The following is a 14,847-nucleotide window of genomic DNA, read 5'->3' as shown; positions in this document are numbered from 1 at the left end:
ATGCGATTCACGCATTATTAAGACGGCCAGCAAACTAATTAAGAAGCAAACCGGCATGACTAACAAGGCTTTATTATAACTCGCCACAGTATACACATGAATGCCGCGAGTATTCACCCATTCCGTGCTCTGATGAAGAAATACGCCGACCAAAGAAGGATTTGAGATTTATTCAGAGACAGGGTCCAAAACACAGTCTTTGCGAGCGTCAGCGAAGCAATCCACTCCTGACTTTATTCAAGATTCGATCTGGATTGCTTCACTTCGTTCGCAAAGACGACAGTGTCGCGAGATTTTATCGATGCCATTTTTGCGGATGCGATTCACGCATTATTAAGACGGCCAGCAAACTAATTAAGAAGCAAACCGGCATGACTAACAAGGCTTTATTATAACTCGCCACAGTATACACATGTACGCCGCGAGTATTCACCCATTCTGTGCTCTGATGAAGAAATACACCGACTAAAGGCTGGAAAACTGCTCCGCCAATAAGAACGGATAAGTTATTAAAGCCCGAAGCGGTGCCCACTAACTCAGGAGGATTATTATCTTTAACCACTGCAAAACTGACCGTCTGACCGCCGGCTCCAATGCCTAAAAGAAATAAGACAAAATACATCATCTGGATGTCAACCTGCGGAACATAGAGCAGAAAAATCGTAGCTGCCAAACCGCAAAGTGAACTGATGCCCAAGGCAATTTTGCGACTGCGAATCCGGTCACTAATCCAACCGAGCAAAGGACTCCCGATACCAATACCTAACCAAATCATGCTGCACAGGCCAGACGCAGTAAGCACTGAGATTTGAAATTTCTGTTGTAAATAAGGCACTCCCCAAAGCGCGGCAAAAACTGCGATTGGGGTCCAGATAGCACAGGCATACAAACCCGTTACCCAGGTATAGCCACGCCCGCAAACCTGAAGTAAACGCCGCCATTCCTCTTTAAACCGACGTTTGGATGGGGATTGCGTTTGCTGATGTGGATAATCTCTGATCACAAACCAGATCAGAGCCGCCAAAATGAGCCCGAGAAAAGAAAGAATAAAACTGGATGCACGCCAACCCACTGCTTCAATTAAAGCAGCTAGCGGCACTTCGCCAAACATCGCTCCAACAGAGCTCATTAACTGGGCAACACCTGCCAAAATAGCAAACTGCTGAGGTGGAAACCATCTGGAAAGCAATACCAGAACACCGATAAATGAAAAAGCTGAACCAATACCAATCAGAAAACGGCCTAGCGCTGCAGTGAATAAACTATCTGTGGAAGCAAAGAAAAAAGAACCCAGTGCGCACAGAATAAGAGCATAGGTCATTAGTTTTCGAGGTCCATAACGATCAAAAAGCAATCCCGCAGGCAATTGCATTGGCGCATAGGCATAAAAATAAAAGGCGGAAACAATGCCAAAGCCAGCAGCACCAACCTGAAAAGTATTCATCATAGGATCAGCCATAACGCTAGGCGCGACCTGTAACACAAACTCATACAGATAAAAGCTGGCTGATAATAAAAAAATGATATAGGCACTGGCTTTATTGGCCTGTTGATAATGCGGATAATGCGCTGTCACACCAATGTCCCGAGTGTCAAATCAAAAGGCACATTACACCCATTCAGATTTCTTTTGTCAATCCCCGCAGGATAAATTGCTCCAAGAATTGCAGGATATTTCGCGCCCGTAATCGATTTTAAATTGAAAGGAATCTGGTTTATTGTTTTAGCTGCAAACCAGGCAAACATCATGGCTTCTATATAATCAGCATGAATATTGAGGTCATTGCTCGATTTTACGGTACAGGCACTCAAAAGCGCCTGCAGCGCCTGCAGCAACTCGTTGTTGTGGGCCCCTCCGCCGCAAATCAATACAGTAACCGGTTCCGGAAATATTTGCTGGATGCCCATGGCTATTGTTTTGGCAGTCAGAAATAATAGACTCGCCTGCACATCCTCAGGATGATAATCCCCTTTCAGATAGCGGCTTAGCCAGTCCAGGGAGAAATATTCCTTGCCGATGCTTTTAGGTGCCGGGCGTTTGAAATAGGGATCATTTAGTAATTGTTCAATGAGCTCCTGGATTATTGTTCCCTGGCCGGCCCATTCTCCATTTTTGTCATAACTTTTGCCAAGATGCTGGCTTATCCACTGGTCCATAAGGCAATTGCCGGGCCCCAAATCAAAGCCTGAAATTGTTGTATCGTTATGTAAACAGGTGATGTTGCTGATCCCTCCGATATTCACAATAGCTAAAGGGGGTTCAAGATGTCTGAAAATTTCCTGATGATAGGCAGGAGCAAAAGGGGCTCCCTCTCCACCAACAATTAAATCTCTTGTGCGAAAATCGGCAACCACCGTAATTCCGGTAGCCTCGGCAATAGTATGGCCGCAACCTAACTGAACAGTATATGGGATTTGAGCACCTGCATCATGACATAGTGTCTGGCCGTGACTGCCAATGGCCTGAATCCACGGTTTCTTATCCTCATGCCTTAGAATAAGCTCCTGGGCAGCCGCAGCGAATTCTCGACCAATAAGCGTATGCAACTGGTTAAATTCGGCGATCGTTTTTCTCTCACCTTGAGAAACCGAAAGAATACTGTCTCTGACCTGATGATCATAGGGTCGGGTTAAACCATCGATAAAATTATTATTTTCATCAATCAGGGCGGCGTCAATACCATCCATACTGGTACCAGACATAAGACCCAGGTAAAATTTCATCAGATTCTCAGCAGGCATTATAAATAGATCAACTATTTTAATATGAATTTCAAACGCATGCTATGCTAATATATTGTCCGTGTTCTATCAAATATTTGAAAAGGAATCAGTCGCCTGTGAACGAGAATAAGCTGGTTTATCTTGGTTTTCTGTCTTCCTTTTGTCTCGTCACCTTTGATTCTTTTCAGCCAGCTTTGCCCGCAATAACCAGTTATTTTGAGACTACCCATGCTCTCGGGCAATTAACCCTCAGTCTTTTTTTCTTTTCTTTTGGGGTAGCTCAACTCTTTTGGGGGCCAGTCATTGATTATTTTGGGCGCCGCAAAGCCCTTTTTTCAAGCCTTTATGTTTTTCTTTTTGCCACCCTGGTTTGCACCTTTGCTACCAGTATTGAAATGTTGATTATCGCAAGAATCATTCAGGGATTTGCAGCCTGCAGCTCCAATATTATCGCCTTTTCGACTGCTCGTGATGTGGGAGATAATAATGACAGAGCCCGTTTACTCTCCCATCTTTCGATGATCGTAACGGCCTCCCCTATTTTTGCCCCATTGATAGGCTCACTCATTTTTGTCAATTTTGGCTGGAGGGCTAATTTTGTATTTATGGCCTTGCTGGCTATTGTTTTATTTTGGGCTTCAATTCCTTTTTTAAAAGAGTCTCGCTATTGGCAGAGATCAGGGAAGACAATCTGGCACTACTTTAAATATTACAGGGAAATTTTATGGCATAGAAAATTATGGATAGGAACCATCATGGTTACATTTTCCTACACTTGCCTGATGATAATTGTGGTAAATGCCGCTTATCTGGTTATCGATAGTTTAAGTTACTCGCCACAAGCCTTTGCCCTTATATTCGCCTGCAACGGGTTAACAATTATTGTGGGGAATTATTTCGGAATCTGGCTAAGAGAGTATAAATCTCTCGTATGGAATATTCGTTTTGGTAACCTGTTAATGGTTGTTGGCGCGACATCACTCATAGTCTTATATATGTGCTATGGGATTACACTGACCTCCCTGGCTCCTGTCCTCTTGCTCAGTTTTGGATTAAGTATTTCCAACCCGCCGACTGTCTCTTTGATTCTCGCTGATTATACTGAGCAAGCCGCTACCGTCCTTGGCTTTGTCAACACCTTCCGTATGTGTATGTCTTCAGCATTGGGAGGTCTGGTTGGCATTTTTCTTATGCAATATCCCTCACTTTTTTCAGTCAGTCTGTTATCTTGCGCATTTATTGGTCTTATTGCCAGCCTCTTTTGCAAGGAATAAACGAACTATACTTATAGTTAGCTTGCTGTTTAACGGAATAAACTACAGGAGAGCATTATGTGGAAATATATTATTGCCTGGCTGTTAGGAGTACCGCTTAGCGTATTAGTTCTGATTTGGCTTTTGGCCCGTATATTTTAAAAATCCGCGCAAAACCGCCAGGGTGTCAGCTTCCTTTGCCGGTTTATCCCAGCGTATACGATGTATTCTTGGAAAACGAAGCGCCAGACCTGATTTATGGCGCTTCGATTCACGTACCTCATCAAAAGCCACTTCAAACACCAGTTGCTTCTCTACTTCGCGCACAGGACCAAACCGGTTAATGGTATGATGTCTAATCCATTTATCGAGCTCATAAAGCTCCTTGTCAGTAAATCCAAAATAAGCCTTACCGATAGGAACTATCTCGCTATCTTCCCATAAACCAAACGTATAGTCGGAATAAAACGATGAACGTTTCCCTTGTCCGCGCTGAGCATACATCAATACAGCATCCACCAGCATTGGATCTCGTTTCCATTTAAACCAATGGCCTTTTGGACGGCCTGCAATATAGGGGCTGCTTTTACGTTTTAACATAAGCCCTTCAACAGCCACGTGTTTTTCGGCAAGTATCTGATCTCTGATTACAAAAATATCCTGCTTATCCAAATCGAGAAGTTCGGATAATAGCCAGCTGGAATTCGGATTTTCTTTATACCAGGATTCAAGACTGACTCTTCTCTCCATAAAAGTCAGCGGACGAATATCCTTTCCATTAATAGAAAGCATATCGTAAAAAATAATGGCGGCAGGGTATTTGTTAATCAGGTCTTTACCAGGATTTTTCCGATTCAAACGCTGCTGCAGTTCATTAAAGCTACCAACCGTTTCCTGACTTTGGACAACCAGCTCTCCATCGAGTACTACTTTTCCCTGTATTTCAGCAAGAATATCCGGGAATGAATGACTAATATCCTCTCCTGTTCGAGTAAACAATCGCTTGCCAGAGTCGGTTGAAATCAATTGAACTCGAATTCCGTCAAACTTTCTTTCTATAGCGTATTGTTCGAGATCCAGGCTATTCAAATCTTTTGCATTCAAAGGATGCGAAAGCATCACCGGATGATAATGGATACTCTCTGGAATTTGAGGATAGCCAGTGTGCCCCTCTAGCCAGGCAAACAACTCCTTATATGGCGGCTTAACAGCATGCCATAGATGCTCAATATCTTTCACATCAACCTGCCCGTACTCGGCAAGCGCTTTTTTTATAAACCGTGCAGAAACACCTACGCGCAAACTTCCAGTGCCGGTTTTCAATAAAGCCCATCGCTCATCCGTCGTCGAACTGTTTAAAAGCTCACGAAGATAGGAGGCAATTCTTTCTTCAGATAAATGATTAAAGGTATCAATAATTTCACTCAATGCAGGAAGCGGCTTTGAAATTTGCTGGTTTGGCCAGAGTAATGCGATAGTGTCGGATAGATCGCCGACGTAATCATAAGATAAGGAAAATAATACCGGATCGACATATTCCTTCATTAACTCCTTTATCATACTCCATTTGAACGTTGGAAACTCTAGCGTGCCAGCAAGTATGGCCAGACCATAACCCCTTTCCGGATCGGGAGCTGTCGAAAAATAATTTTTTAGCAGTTCAGTTTTAGCCAGATTACTATATGTGAAATACAAATCATTGAGTAAGTTCGAAAATTGATGCATATTCACTCCATATTTTCTTCGTATCCTAACAAATGCAGCGCTTGCGCCTGGTATCCCTTTTGCCGAGCATAATAAACAAGGGCTTCTTCGCTTCCATGTGTCACCCATAGCAATTCGGGATTAATTTCTTCAATGGTTTGGGTCAGTTCATCCCAGTCCGCATGATCAGAAATGACCAAAGGCAGATCAATACCTTTCTGTTTGGCACGTGCTCGAATCCGCATCCAGCCTGAGGCATAGCCTAAGCGAATATCTCCGAATCGTCTGTTCCAGCGATCCTGTAATGCGCTCGGCGGGCAAATAACCAGTTTCCCGGCTGCAGTTTGCGGACTGAGTTGACTGGCAGATCTTAAATCACCCAGATCTATCCCTTTTTGCTGATAAAATTCACAGAATGCTGATAAGGCGCCATGAATATAAATAGGTTCCTCAAAACCTGAAATCCTCAAACTTCTAATAACTCGCTGGGCTTTCCCCAAGGCATAGGCGGCAACGATATGACATGTGCCGGAATGGTTTTTTATCGATTCCAATAAGCGGTTTAACTCTGACTCAACAGGAGGATGCTTAAAAACAGGTAATCCAAAGGTCGCCTCTGTAATCAGGAGATTTGCAGGTTCTGCTTCAAAAGCTGCACAAGTTGGGTCACTGGAACGCTTATAATCACCAGAAATAATCAGACGATATCCTTTAAATACGACAACAACCTGAGCACTTCCCAAAATATGTCCTGCCGGCAGAAAATAAACAGTCACGCCGTTAATATCAATGCTGGAATGGTAAGTAAGCCCTTGAAAACGGGTATTGCAATTTTCACCATAACGGATTTGCATGAGCTCAATTGTTTCAAAAGTGGCCAAGACCTCCTCATGGTCCATACGGGCATGATCGGAATGCGCATGAGTGATTACAGCTTTTTTTACTGAGACAAGCGGATCGACGTAAAAATCGCCAGGAATACAATAAAGTCCCTCAGGCTTTAAGCTAATCACTGCAGCGGCATCAATCCCCATGAAAACTCCTTTTTTCCGGATTACATTTAAAGTATGGATTAAATGAAAACCATCATGCGATATTAGGTACAGATATTGATAGTCCATATCCCTAAGATAACCTTAAGTTAAATGTTCTAAAATTATTGTAAGCAGTAATCAGTTATACGAGTTTTAACATGTCTAACAAATCCCCTTTACCTGATTTTGGATTCACCAGCGTCAAAGGAATGGAGCAAGCTTATGTTATCCCCATGATTAATTTAATTCTTCAGGAGGGAGATATTAAGCTTAGTGCCAATGATAATGGGATATGTAATGGCTTGGCGGCAGTCTATGTCCAATATGCTCTCGAAGGAAAATCCAGCCAGTTTGCAAAAATCTTAGATGCTATAAATCGTAAGGGGGAGTTATTAGCTCAAAAGAAAGATCCTGAATCTATCCAAAATCAGACTGTTAGCGACAGCGAGATAAACAAGTTTATACGGGAAGTATTAAATGCCTATCTGCCCCAAGAGTTCAATAAAAAACTAAGCCAGGAGGATGCGGTACTCAATCTGAAAGTGCCAGTTGCCCAGCCAGCACCCGGTCCTGACGGAGATGTCACGACTGTCAACGTGCCAATGAAGCTACAGCGCGTTTATAATATCGGGCTGGTCGCTGAGCGCGGTGATTGGAAAAATATCTTTAACAGAATGAGAGTTCCTGATACTGCCTGGACAGTTAGAACCCCAACACATGCAATCGCTGTATCTGTCAATAAAGAGGGAAATTTCGAAGTCTATGATCCGAATAATAACAAGATTCGTGTGTTTCAAGATGACGACAAAGCAAGCGCTGCATTCCGGTTAGCTAATTTTTTATCCAAGGAAGCCTTTGCAACAGAACAAGGTCCTCTGGAAACCATTCCTCTGACTATTAATGTGATGGCACATCCTGCATCAACCATTCCAGCTGATAGCTTTCCCGATAAAGAACAGTTTATTATCAAGAATATTATTAGAAAAAATCCTGATCGTGCTAATGCTTCTGTCGACGTCGGCGATAATGTTCATTTTAACCAATTGACGATGGCTGCCATTCAGGACGATAAGGACTTAATAGAGGCCTGGTTCAGAAATGGAGCAAACGACTCACGTATGGCTTTGAAAATGGCTGCTCGTGACAATAAGCTGGAAGCAATCACCGTATTACTGGACGAGCAATATCGAAGTTTTTTAAATGATGCGGATGGAGATCCGAGTGTCGCTTATCTGACTGCCAGTAAAATAGCCCTTCAGGCAGGCCGACTAGAGGCTTTTGAAAAACTTCTTGCCGATGATTTCGTACGCGACACGCTTGATAAACATGTACAGAATGAGAAGCATGGAAAAGTGTATCAACTTTTTCTGCTAAAAGGTGCTGCTGCGTCTCGAAATCCGGAGTGCGTCAAAGCGGTTGTTAATTACTTAAACCAATCAGTACCAAACCTGAATCTGGCTGCTCTAATCAAGTCAGAAGATGTACTACAGATCGCAAGAAACGCAGGTGACAAGCGATGCCTCAATATTCTGTTAAATTTAGCTGAAAAATCACAAATGGCTCATGACTCAGATTATGAGGCCGATTATCCTCAAAACGAAGATGAAACGAAAGAATATGTTAGTCGGCTACCCAGCTTTACAGAGCTTTTGAGCAGGCTATGGAATTGGATAAAAAGCGGATTTACTTCCGCAAAATCAGAGCAAAGTAAAATTGCTGAGCAAGACGAAGCGATGAAGCCTTTAATTGCTACCTCCCAGCATTATAAAAGCAGGGCCCGGGAGATACGAGAAGAAAATAGTTGTCCTGAGGCAGACAGTACGAATGATGAAGAATTATCTACTCAAAACAGCCACAGCATGACTTGAATAATGTTTAATGCTTTAACCCTTACGTCCCTCGGCCGAGGGACAGAGTTAAATATCTTAAAAAGTGCCTTGGGCCAGAGGTCACTGCCATTAAGTTAAGCTCAGTTGTATATAAACTGTCCTCCCCGCGAAGGCGGGGATCCATCGCTAAGCTCGCTATAATGCCAATTGAGGAATGGATTCCCGCCTTCGCGGGAAAGACAAAATTTCCTTAACTTAATGGCAGTGTGGCCAGGGATATTTGTTTTAGATTAATTTGAAACAGCGTTTAAAGTTTTCACTGGTAACGCTCGCGACCTCTGCATAATCCATCTGCCTTAAGTCGGCAACCGCCTGAGCTACATACTTAACCAGCGCGGGGTGGTTTTGTTTGCCTCTGAAAGGAACCGGCGCAAGATACGGGGAATCAGTTTCAATCAATAAACGATCCAATGGGACTTTTCTAGCGACATCGTGCAAAACGGCAGCATTCTTAAAGCTGACAATTCCAGACATTGAAATATAAAAGTTCATATCGAGAGCCTGTTTGGCAATATCCCAAGTTTCCGAAAAACAATGCATTACCCCGCCAATGGCGTCCGCATTTTCTTCTTTCATCACTCGAAGTGTATCTTCGGCTGCCTGACGTGTATGAATAATCAGTGGTTTATTTGACTGAATCGCTGCCCGAATATGCTCGCGAAACCGGGAACGCTGTAATTCAAGCCCATCTGCAGTCTCGGTTCGATAATAGTCAAGTCCGGTTTCCCCGATGGCAATACAGGCGGGATGGCTTGCCATTTGTATTAGCAATGGGGCATCAGGCTCCTTCTCAATCAGGCTATTCGGATGCAGGCCAACGGAAATACTCACCTGATCATATCGCCTGGCGATAGCGCACAAAGTATCATAATCAGACAAATCGACGCAGACACAGAGAAAGTGCTGAACATCATTGTCCTCTGCTTGTCGGATGACGTTATCCAGATCATTGTCAAACTCGGTTAAATCGATAAAGTTTAAATGGCAGTGGGAGTCAATCAGCATCACATTACATCGTATCAGTCATTTGAGATGATTTTAGCATGCCAGCAAGGTGAGTTTCTATTTTATTCGCAAAATTACGGGCGTCAGGATCAATAAATTGAAGCCCCAGGCCGGGCGGTTTGCTGCCTTGTGAACCTCGGGGAGTGATCCAGACTACCCGTGCCGTTACACGATAGGTTTGTGTCTCATTAGGCAAGTTAACCAATAACACGACTTTGGTGTCTATTGCATAAGACTGTAAGGTTCTTACAAACAGGCCGCCATTTTTTAGAAATGGCATATAAGCCATATATAATGCACTTTCGGAAGGATAAGCACAGTTAATTACTGGAACTTCCTCGCTCATTTTTGCATCCCTGTTTTGTCATAATTAATAGATTTTCCAACGCCAGCAGCGGGTTCACATTCATATTATGGTTCAAATTCCTGGTAATAGCATTTATTTTATCCAAAACCATGAATAATGAAAACAAGTGAAAGCCTGAGGCGAGTTGGCCAAGAGCTTGAGAATTAGCATGGTCTGGAAACTGTTTCAGCAGCTTAGCTTCGACCAATTCTGAGCATATTAAATACAGGATCCAGGTTAATTCTACTAAAGGATAAACCGCCCATTTTGCGGCAAGCTCACAGGCTGAGTATTGGTTATTACTTAACTTCAGCAAGTCCTCAATAATTTTCGGCAAATCGGCGGCAAGTTTTCCGCGTTCGCTCTCCGGATTATAACAAGAAGCCAGGCTTAAATGGCCTTCAGATTCGAGCCTGTCTTTAAATCGCCATAATTGGCATCGGCTGATGATAGTTGGAAGCAGCGTACCAATCTGCTCAGCCAATAAGATGAAATAGACATTGGCAGGCGGCTCTTCGAGGATTTTTAATAAAGCATTGGCTGCGAATTGATTCATTTTCTCTGCAGCATAGACTATAACTACACGCGTATACCCTAATTGAGGGCTGGTATAAACACTGGACTGTAAGTCCCGAATCTGTTCGATCTTAATTCCTGCCCCCGCTTTTTCAGGCATAATGAGCTGAAGATCGGGATGCTCTTTACTGGTTGCCAGAGTACAGGATTGGCAGGGCTCTGTATCTGAATGCAGAGAGGAGCATAAAATACTTCGGGCTATTTGCAGTGAGAACTGCTCTAGTGACAAATGAGCGGCTCCAACCAGCATCAGAGAATGACTGAGCTTGCCTTTTCGCGCAATCTCGACGAAATGTTGCCAGTGTTGGTCATGAGCGCGGATTAAGTGCGCCGGTTCAGACAAATTCACCACAGCTCCCAAACTATCAATTGAAAAACACTTCCAGACTGGATACAACCTGGTCCTGAACTTCGTTCAGCGACAGTTCAGCATTAATAATAACCACATTATTCATTGTGCTGATTTTCCGATGATAAGCTTGATAAACCCGATTAAAGAAGTCCATAGATTCACGCTCTATACGATCAGCCTCTCCCCTTCCCCTGGTTCGGGCCAGCCCATTCTCGGGTGAAATATCAAGAAAAAAAGTCAAATCAGCCTGAATATTATCAAGGCAAAAAGAGGACAGCTGATGAAGAAACTCCATATTGAGTCCACGCCCCCCGCCCTGATAAGCAAAACTGGATAACTCAAATCGATCGGCAACCACCCAGCCACCCTTTTTCAGGGTTGGAGATATCAGTTCTTCCAGCAATTGGACTCTGGCTGCATACATTAGTAATAATTCGCTTCGCGCTGCAAGAGTCTCACCAGGATAATTTTCCTTTATGATTTCGCGGATTTTTTCTCCAATACGCGTTCCGCCTGGCTCGCGGGTAAGAATGACTGAATCAATTCTTTTTGTCAGAAACTCTTTAATGGTATGAATGACAGTTGATTTACCTGCGCCCTCCATCCCTTCAACGACAATAAATTTGCCTTTTGACGTCATTCATGCCCCTTAATCAGATAGCGAAAGATAGCGCGGCGTTGTTCATCATAATTAGTGGAAAAGTAATGCGAGCCATCACCTTTAGCCACATAATATAAATAATTGGTTTTCTCGGGCTGAGCCGCAGCAAAAATAGCATTTTTTCCAACCATTGCAATCGGTGTCGGCGGCAATCCCTTGTTACGATAGGTGTTATAGGCAGAGTTTATGGCGAGGTCCGCATGGGTTAATTTTCCTTTAAAATCAGGCCCCATTGCATAAATAACTGTAGGATCCATTTGCAGTGGCATATGCTTCTTTAAACGGTTAACAATAACTCCTGATATGATCCCGCGCTCTTCTGCAATAGAGGCTTCCTTCTCCAAAATCGAGGCTACAATAAGGAGGTCATAAGGGTTTTTATAGGGAAGATCTGCAGCCCGCTGCTGCCAGGCTTCATTGAGTACTTTAAGGAGATTTCTGTTTGCCAGTTGAATTATTTTTTTTGCATCACTGCCGGCATTGTAACGATAGGTATCTGCCAGCAGTAAGCCTTCCGCTGTTTCATGATTACCAATAATTAGCTTAAAATCATCCGGGCTAAAGTTCAGATAAGGAGTTTGTGTAAACTGCTTTTCAACCTGAGCAAGTGTTGTTCCTTCAATAATTGCCAGGGATTCAATCAATACCTTACCTTGAATTATCTTCTCAAGGAAATCAAGCGCTGAATCGCCGGGTTCGATTTCATAGACTCCAGCCTTAAACTGAGCGGCAATCTTTTTCCATTTAATATAATTCAGCAGGGTTTGCTCGGAGTCAATAAAACCTTGTGTCTTTAATTGATGCACAATGGCACTGGCAGTGGAGTTAGGTTTGATTTCAATAATGAAGGGTTTGCCATTATCAATCATGGCTGAATGTAAATCGTTGTGAATAAAATAGGCTATATAGCCGAGAAAAATCAAACTACATACCAAAAACAGCACGGCGAATAGTTTAATTACTCGGCCAAACATTTATACACGCTTGAATAGTAAGGAACCATTAGTCCCGCCGAACCCAAGAGAATTGCTTAACACGTAATCAACTTTTCTCTTTTGCGGCACATGTGGAACATAATTCAAATCGCAACCTTCATCCGGGTTATCCAGGTTAATAGTGGGCGGTACGATTTGATCCTTAATTGCGAGCACGCTAAATATTGCTTCAACTGCTCCAGCTGCTCCCAACAGATGACCAGTCATCGATTTTGTAGAGCTAATAGCCAGATCATAGGCATGAGTACCAAATACTCGTTTAACAGCCTTGGTTTCATTCATATCATTGAGATAGGTCGAAGTTCCATGAGCATTGATGTAATCAACAAGCTCAGGCTCAATCCCTGCATCATGAATAGCCGCTTCCATTGCTCGAGAGGCCCCATCCGCATCTTCATCAGGTGCTGTAATATGATAGGCATCGCCAGACATGCCAAAGCCAGCAAGTTCGGCATAAATTTTTGCACCGCGAGCTTTCGCGTGTTCATATTCTTCGAGAATGAGAATGCCTGCGCCTTCACCCATAACAAAACCGTCACGGTCCTTATCCCAGGGGCGTGAGGCTTTTTCTGGCTCATCATTTCTTTTTGATAAGGAGCGAACAGCAGAAAAACCAGCGAGGCAAAGCGGTGTCGTAGTCATTTCAGCACCACCGCAGATCATTACATCTGCATCGCCATAAGCAATCATTCGCCCTGCCAGACCAATATTATGCGTTCCAGTAGTACAGGCTGTTACGACTGAAATATTAGGGCCTTTAAGGCTATGGCGAATTGAAATCTGTCCGGCAACCATGTTAATGATGCCTGCGGGAATAAAGAAAGGAGATACTTTTCTTGGCCCACCGGTTACCAGCTTATCCTGATTATTAGTGATTGTCTCAATACCACCAATTCCTGCACCTACAGCCACACCGGTACGAAGGCTTAGCGTCTCATCAATCACTAATCCAGAATCAGCCAGAGCCTCATCAGCAGCCGCAATTCCGTATTGGGTGAATACATCCATTTTGCGGGCATCTTTCAGCGGCACGTAATCCTCAATGTTAAAATTTTTAACCTTGGCCCAGATTTTGGTGGTGTATTCAGCAGTATCAAAACCTTCAACCAGTCCAACACCGCTTTTACCAGCCAATATATTTTGCCAGGTTTCCTCGACATTAAGTCCAACAGGGGTAACCATCCCCATCCCAGTGACTACAACACGCCGCTTACTCAATGAATACTCCTCAATTATCAGGCTTCTTCTTTATTCAGGTTTGATTCAATATAATCAATGGCTTCCTGAATAGTAGTAATTTTCTCTGCTTTCTCATCAGGAATCTCAGTCTCAAATTCCTCTTCCAAAGCCATAACGAGTTCAACAGTGTCTAATGAATCAGCACCCAGATCATCAACGAAAGAAGCATTGTTTTTCAACTCTTCTTCTTTAACGCCTAATTGTTCGACAACAATTTTACGAACCCGCTCTTCAACTGTACTCATAACTAGTGTTTCCTCTTTGTTAAAAAAATTTATGAAGGTAGTTTATTCAATTCTTGCAAGAACGCAAGAAATTAATCCATGTACATTCCACCATTCACGTGAATAGTCTCTCCAGTGATATATTTGGCGCAATCAGAGGCCAGAAAAGCGACTGTCTGCGCAATATCATCAACAGAACCCAGACGTTTCATGGGTATTCTTTTCAGCATTTCATCTTTAACCATATCTGGCAGGATGCTGGTCATATCGGTATCAATAAAACCAGGGGCCACCACATTTACTGTGATACCCCTGCTTGCCATCTCCTGAGCAAGTGATTTACTGAATCCAACAATTCCTGCCTTGGCAGCAGTGTAATTAGTCTGTCCAGAGTTGCCGCTGGCCCCTACCACTGAGCCTATCGTGATAATACGTCCCCAACGCGCCCGAAACATCGGCTTGATACAAGCCTTACTCATGCGAAATACAGCAGTTAAATTCGTTTCGATAACTTTAAGCCACTCCTCATCGTCCATGCGAAGCAACAGATTATCGCAAGTGATCCCGGCGTTATTCACCAGAATTCCAGGCAGTTTTTCATGATCGGAAAGCTGCGACATTAAATGCTCAATGGCGTCCTTATTGGTAACGTCCAAAGCGACACCCTCGCCAGAAAGGCCTTCCTGTTTGAAGTAGTCGGAAATAGTCTGGCTGCCGCTTTCCGTCGTTGCGGTACCTATAACATAAGCCCCTTGCCTGGCTAATGTTTTGGAAATGGCCATGCCTATACCACGTGTTGCACCGGTAACCAATGCAATTTTACCCTGAAGATTTATCATTCCAAG

14 protein-coding genes are annotated in these 14,847 nt (G+C 43.4%); 2 read left to right on the top strand and 12 right to left on the bottom strand.

The annotated features are described in order from the left end of the window. Positions 1-295: 295 nt before the first annotated feature. Both E1O89_RS11195 and E1O89_RS11190 read right to left on the bottom strand, forming a co-directional pair. Positions 296-1,576, bottom strand: coding sequence for an MFS transporter (locus E1O89_RS11195; protein ID WP_262337501.1), 1,281 nt, complete (start codon positions 1,574-1,576; stop codon positions 296-298). Beyond that, entirely contained in the window at positions 1,573-2,724 is a 1,152-nt protein-coding gene (locus E1O89_RS11190; protein WP_133140230.1) for an anhydro-N-acetylmuramic acid kinase, read from the bottom strand. The genes E1O89_RS11195 and E1O89_RS11190 overlap by 4 nt, the downstream gene beginning before the upstream one ends. A gap of 116 nt (positions 2,725-2,840) precedes the next feature. Here E1O89_RS11190 and E1O89_RS11185 point away from each other — a divergent pair, with 116 nt between their 5' ends. Then, positions 2,841-3,998, top strand: coding sequence for a multidrug effflux MFS transporter (locus tag E1O89_RS11185; RefSeq protein ID WP_262337500.1), 1,158 nt, complete (start codon positions 2,841-2,843; stop codon positions 3,996-3,998). 105 nt (positions 3,999-4,103) lie between these two features. On the opposite strand, the gene E1O89_RS11180 is transcribed toward E1O89_RS11185, so the two are convergent. Both E1O89_RS11180 and E1O89_RS11175 read right to left on the bottom strand, forming a co-directional pair. Continuing rightward, on the bottom strand, positions 4,104-5,702 hold the full coding sequence (locus E1O89_RS11180) for a cisplatin damage response ATP-dependent DNA ligase (protein ID WP_133140228.1): 1,599 nt from the start codon (positions 5,700-5,702) through the stop codon (positions 4,104-4,106). Positions 5,703-5,704: 2 nt separating this feature from the next. Further along, a complete protein-coding gene (locus E1O89_RS11175) occupies positions 5,705-6,715 on the bottom strand; it encodes a ligase-associated DNA damage response exonuclease (RefSeq protein WP_133140227.1) in 1,011 nt (336 codons plus the stop codon). Positions 6,716-6,873: 158 nt separating this feature from the next. Here E1O89_RS11175 and E1O89_RS11170 point away from each other — a divergent pair, with 158 nt between their 5' ends. Next, complete coding sequence (locus E1O89_RS11170; protein WP_133140226.1) at positions 6,874-8,583, top strand: hypothetical protein; 1,710 nt, start codon at positions 6,874-6,876, stop codon at positions 8,581-8,583. Between the two features lie 246 nt (positions 8,584-8,829). Here E1O89_RS11170 and E1O89_RS11165 read toward each other — a convergent pair whose 3' ends face one another. From E1O89_RS11165 to fabG, 8 genes are all read right to left on the bottom strand, one after another. Further along, the gene (locus E1O89_RS11165) at positions 8,830-9,609 is read right to left on the bottom strand and encodes a TatD family hydrolase (RefSeq protein ID WP_133140225.1); all 780 of its coding nucleotides are present in this window, start codon (positions 9,607-9,609) and stop codon (positions 8,830-8,832) included. 4 nt (positions 9,610-9,613) lie between these two features. Then, positions 9,614-9,955 carry a PilZ domain-containing protein gene (locus E1O89_RS11160; protein ID WP_112219575.1) on the bottom strand — a complete coding sequence of 114 codons (342 nt, stop codon included), beginning with the start codon at positions 9,953-9,955 and terminating at the stop codon, positions 9,614-9,616. Beyond that, positions 9,930-10,880, bottom strand: a complete 951-nt coding sequence (locus E1O89_RS11155; RefSeq protein ID WP_165483139.1) for a hypothetical protein — start codon at positions 10,878-10,880, stop codon at positions 9,930-9,932. Before E1O89_RS11155 ends, E1O89_RS11160 begins: the two co-directional genes overlap by 26 nt. A gap of 16 nt (positions 10,881-10,896) precedes the next feature. Continuing rightward, entirely contained in the window at positions 10,897-11,523 is a 627-nt protein-coding gene (gene tmk, locus E1O89_RS11150) for a dTMP kinase (RefSeq protein ID WP_133140223.1), read from the bottom strand. After that, a complete protein-coding gene (mltG, locus tag E1O89_RS11145; RefSeq protein WP_133140222.1) occupies positions 11,520-12,518 on the bottom strand; it encodes an endolytic transglycosylase MltG in 999 nt (332 codons plus the stop codon). Before mltG ends, tmk begins: the two co-directional genes overlap by 4 nt. Next, positions 12,519-13,757, bottom strand: a complete 1,239-nt coding sequence (fabF, locus tag E1O89_RS11140) for a beta-ketoacyl-ACP synthase II (RefSeq protein WP_133140221.1) — start codon at positions 13,755-13,757, stop codon at positions 12,519-12,521. A gap of 17 nt (positions 13,758-13,774) precedes the next feature. Beyond that, positions 13,775-14,023: an acyl carrier protein gene (acpP, locus tag E1O89_RS11135; RefSeq protein WP_058506471.1), complete on the bottom strand. Its 249-nt coding sequence runs from the start codon at positions 14,021-14,023 to the stop codon at positions 13,775-13,777. A gap of 71 nt (positions 14,024-14,094) precedes the next feature. Further along, complete coding sequence (gene fabG / locus E1O89_RS11130; protein ID WP_410054770.1) at positions 14,095-14,838, bottom strand: 3-oxoacyl-ACP reductase FabG; 744 nt, start codon at positions 14,836-14,838, stop codon at positions 14,095-14,097. Positions 14,839-14,847: the final 9 nt, after the last annotated feature.

The sequence above is a fragment of the Legionella genomosp. 1 genome, from assembly GCF_900640215.1.
GTDB classification, from domain to species: Bacteria; Pseudomonadota; Gammaproteobacteria; order Legionellales; family Legionellaceae; genus Legionella_C; species Legionella_C quinlivanii_A.
The sequence above is the reverse complement of the archived record's forward strand: the minus strand, read 5'-3'. Positions and strand labels throughout refer to the sequence as shown.

Excerpts from the sequence above, each read along its gene's own strand:
- mltG (WP_133140222.1), bottom strand. The coding sequence starts at position 12,518 with ATGTTTGGCCGAGTAATTAAACTATTCGCCGTGCTGTTTTTGGTATGT.
- E1O89_RS11170 (WP_133140226.1), top strand. The coding sequence starts at position 6,874 with ATGTCTAACAAATCCCCTTTACCTGATTTTGGATTCACCAGCGTCAAA.
- E1O89_RS11165 (WP_133140225.1), bottom strand. The coding sequence starts at position 9,609 with ATGCTGATTGACTCCCACTGCCATTTAAACTTTATCGATTTAACCGAG.
- E1O89_RS11190 (WP_133140230.1), bottom strand. The coding sequence starts at position 2,724 with ATGAAATTTTACCTGGGTCTTATGTCTGGTACCAGTATGGATGGTATT.
- E1O89_RS11160 (WP_112219575.1), bottom strand. The coding sequence starts at position 9,955 with ATGAGCGAGGAAGTTCCAGTAATTAACTGTGCTTATCCTTCCGAAAGT.
- tmk (WP_133140223.1), bottom strand. The coding sequence starts at position 11,523 with ATGACGTCAAAAGGCAAATTTATTGTCGTTGAAGGGATGGAGGGCGCA.
- E1O89_RS11175 (WP_133140227.1), bottom strand. The coding sequence starts at position 6,715 with ATGGGGATTGATGCCGCTGCAGTGATTAGCTTAAAGCCTGAGGGACTT.
- E1O89_RS11180 (WP_133140228.1), bottom strand. The coding sequence starts at position 5,702 with ATGCATCAATTTTCGAACTTACTCAATGATTTGTATTTCACATATAGT.
- acpP (WP_058506471.1), bottom strand. The coding sequence starts at position 14,023 with ATGAGTACAGTTGAAGAGCGGGTTCGTAAAATTGTTGTCGAACAATTA.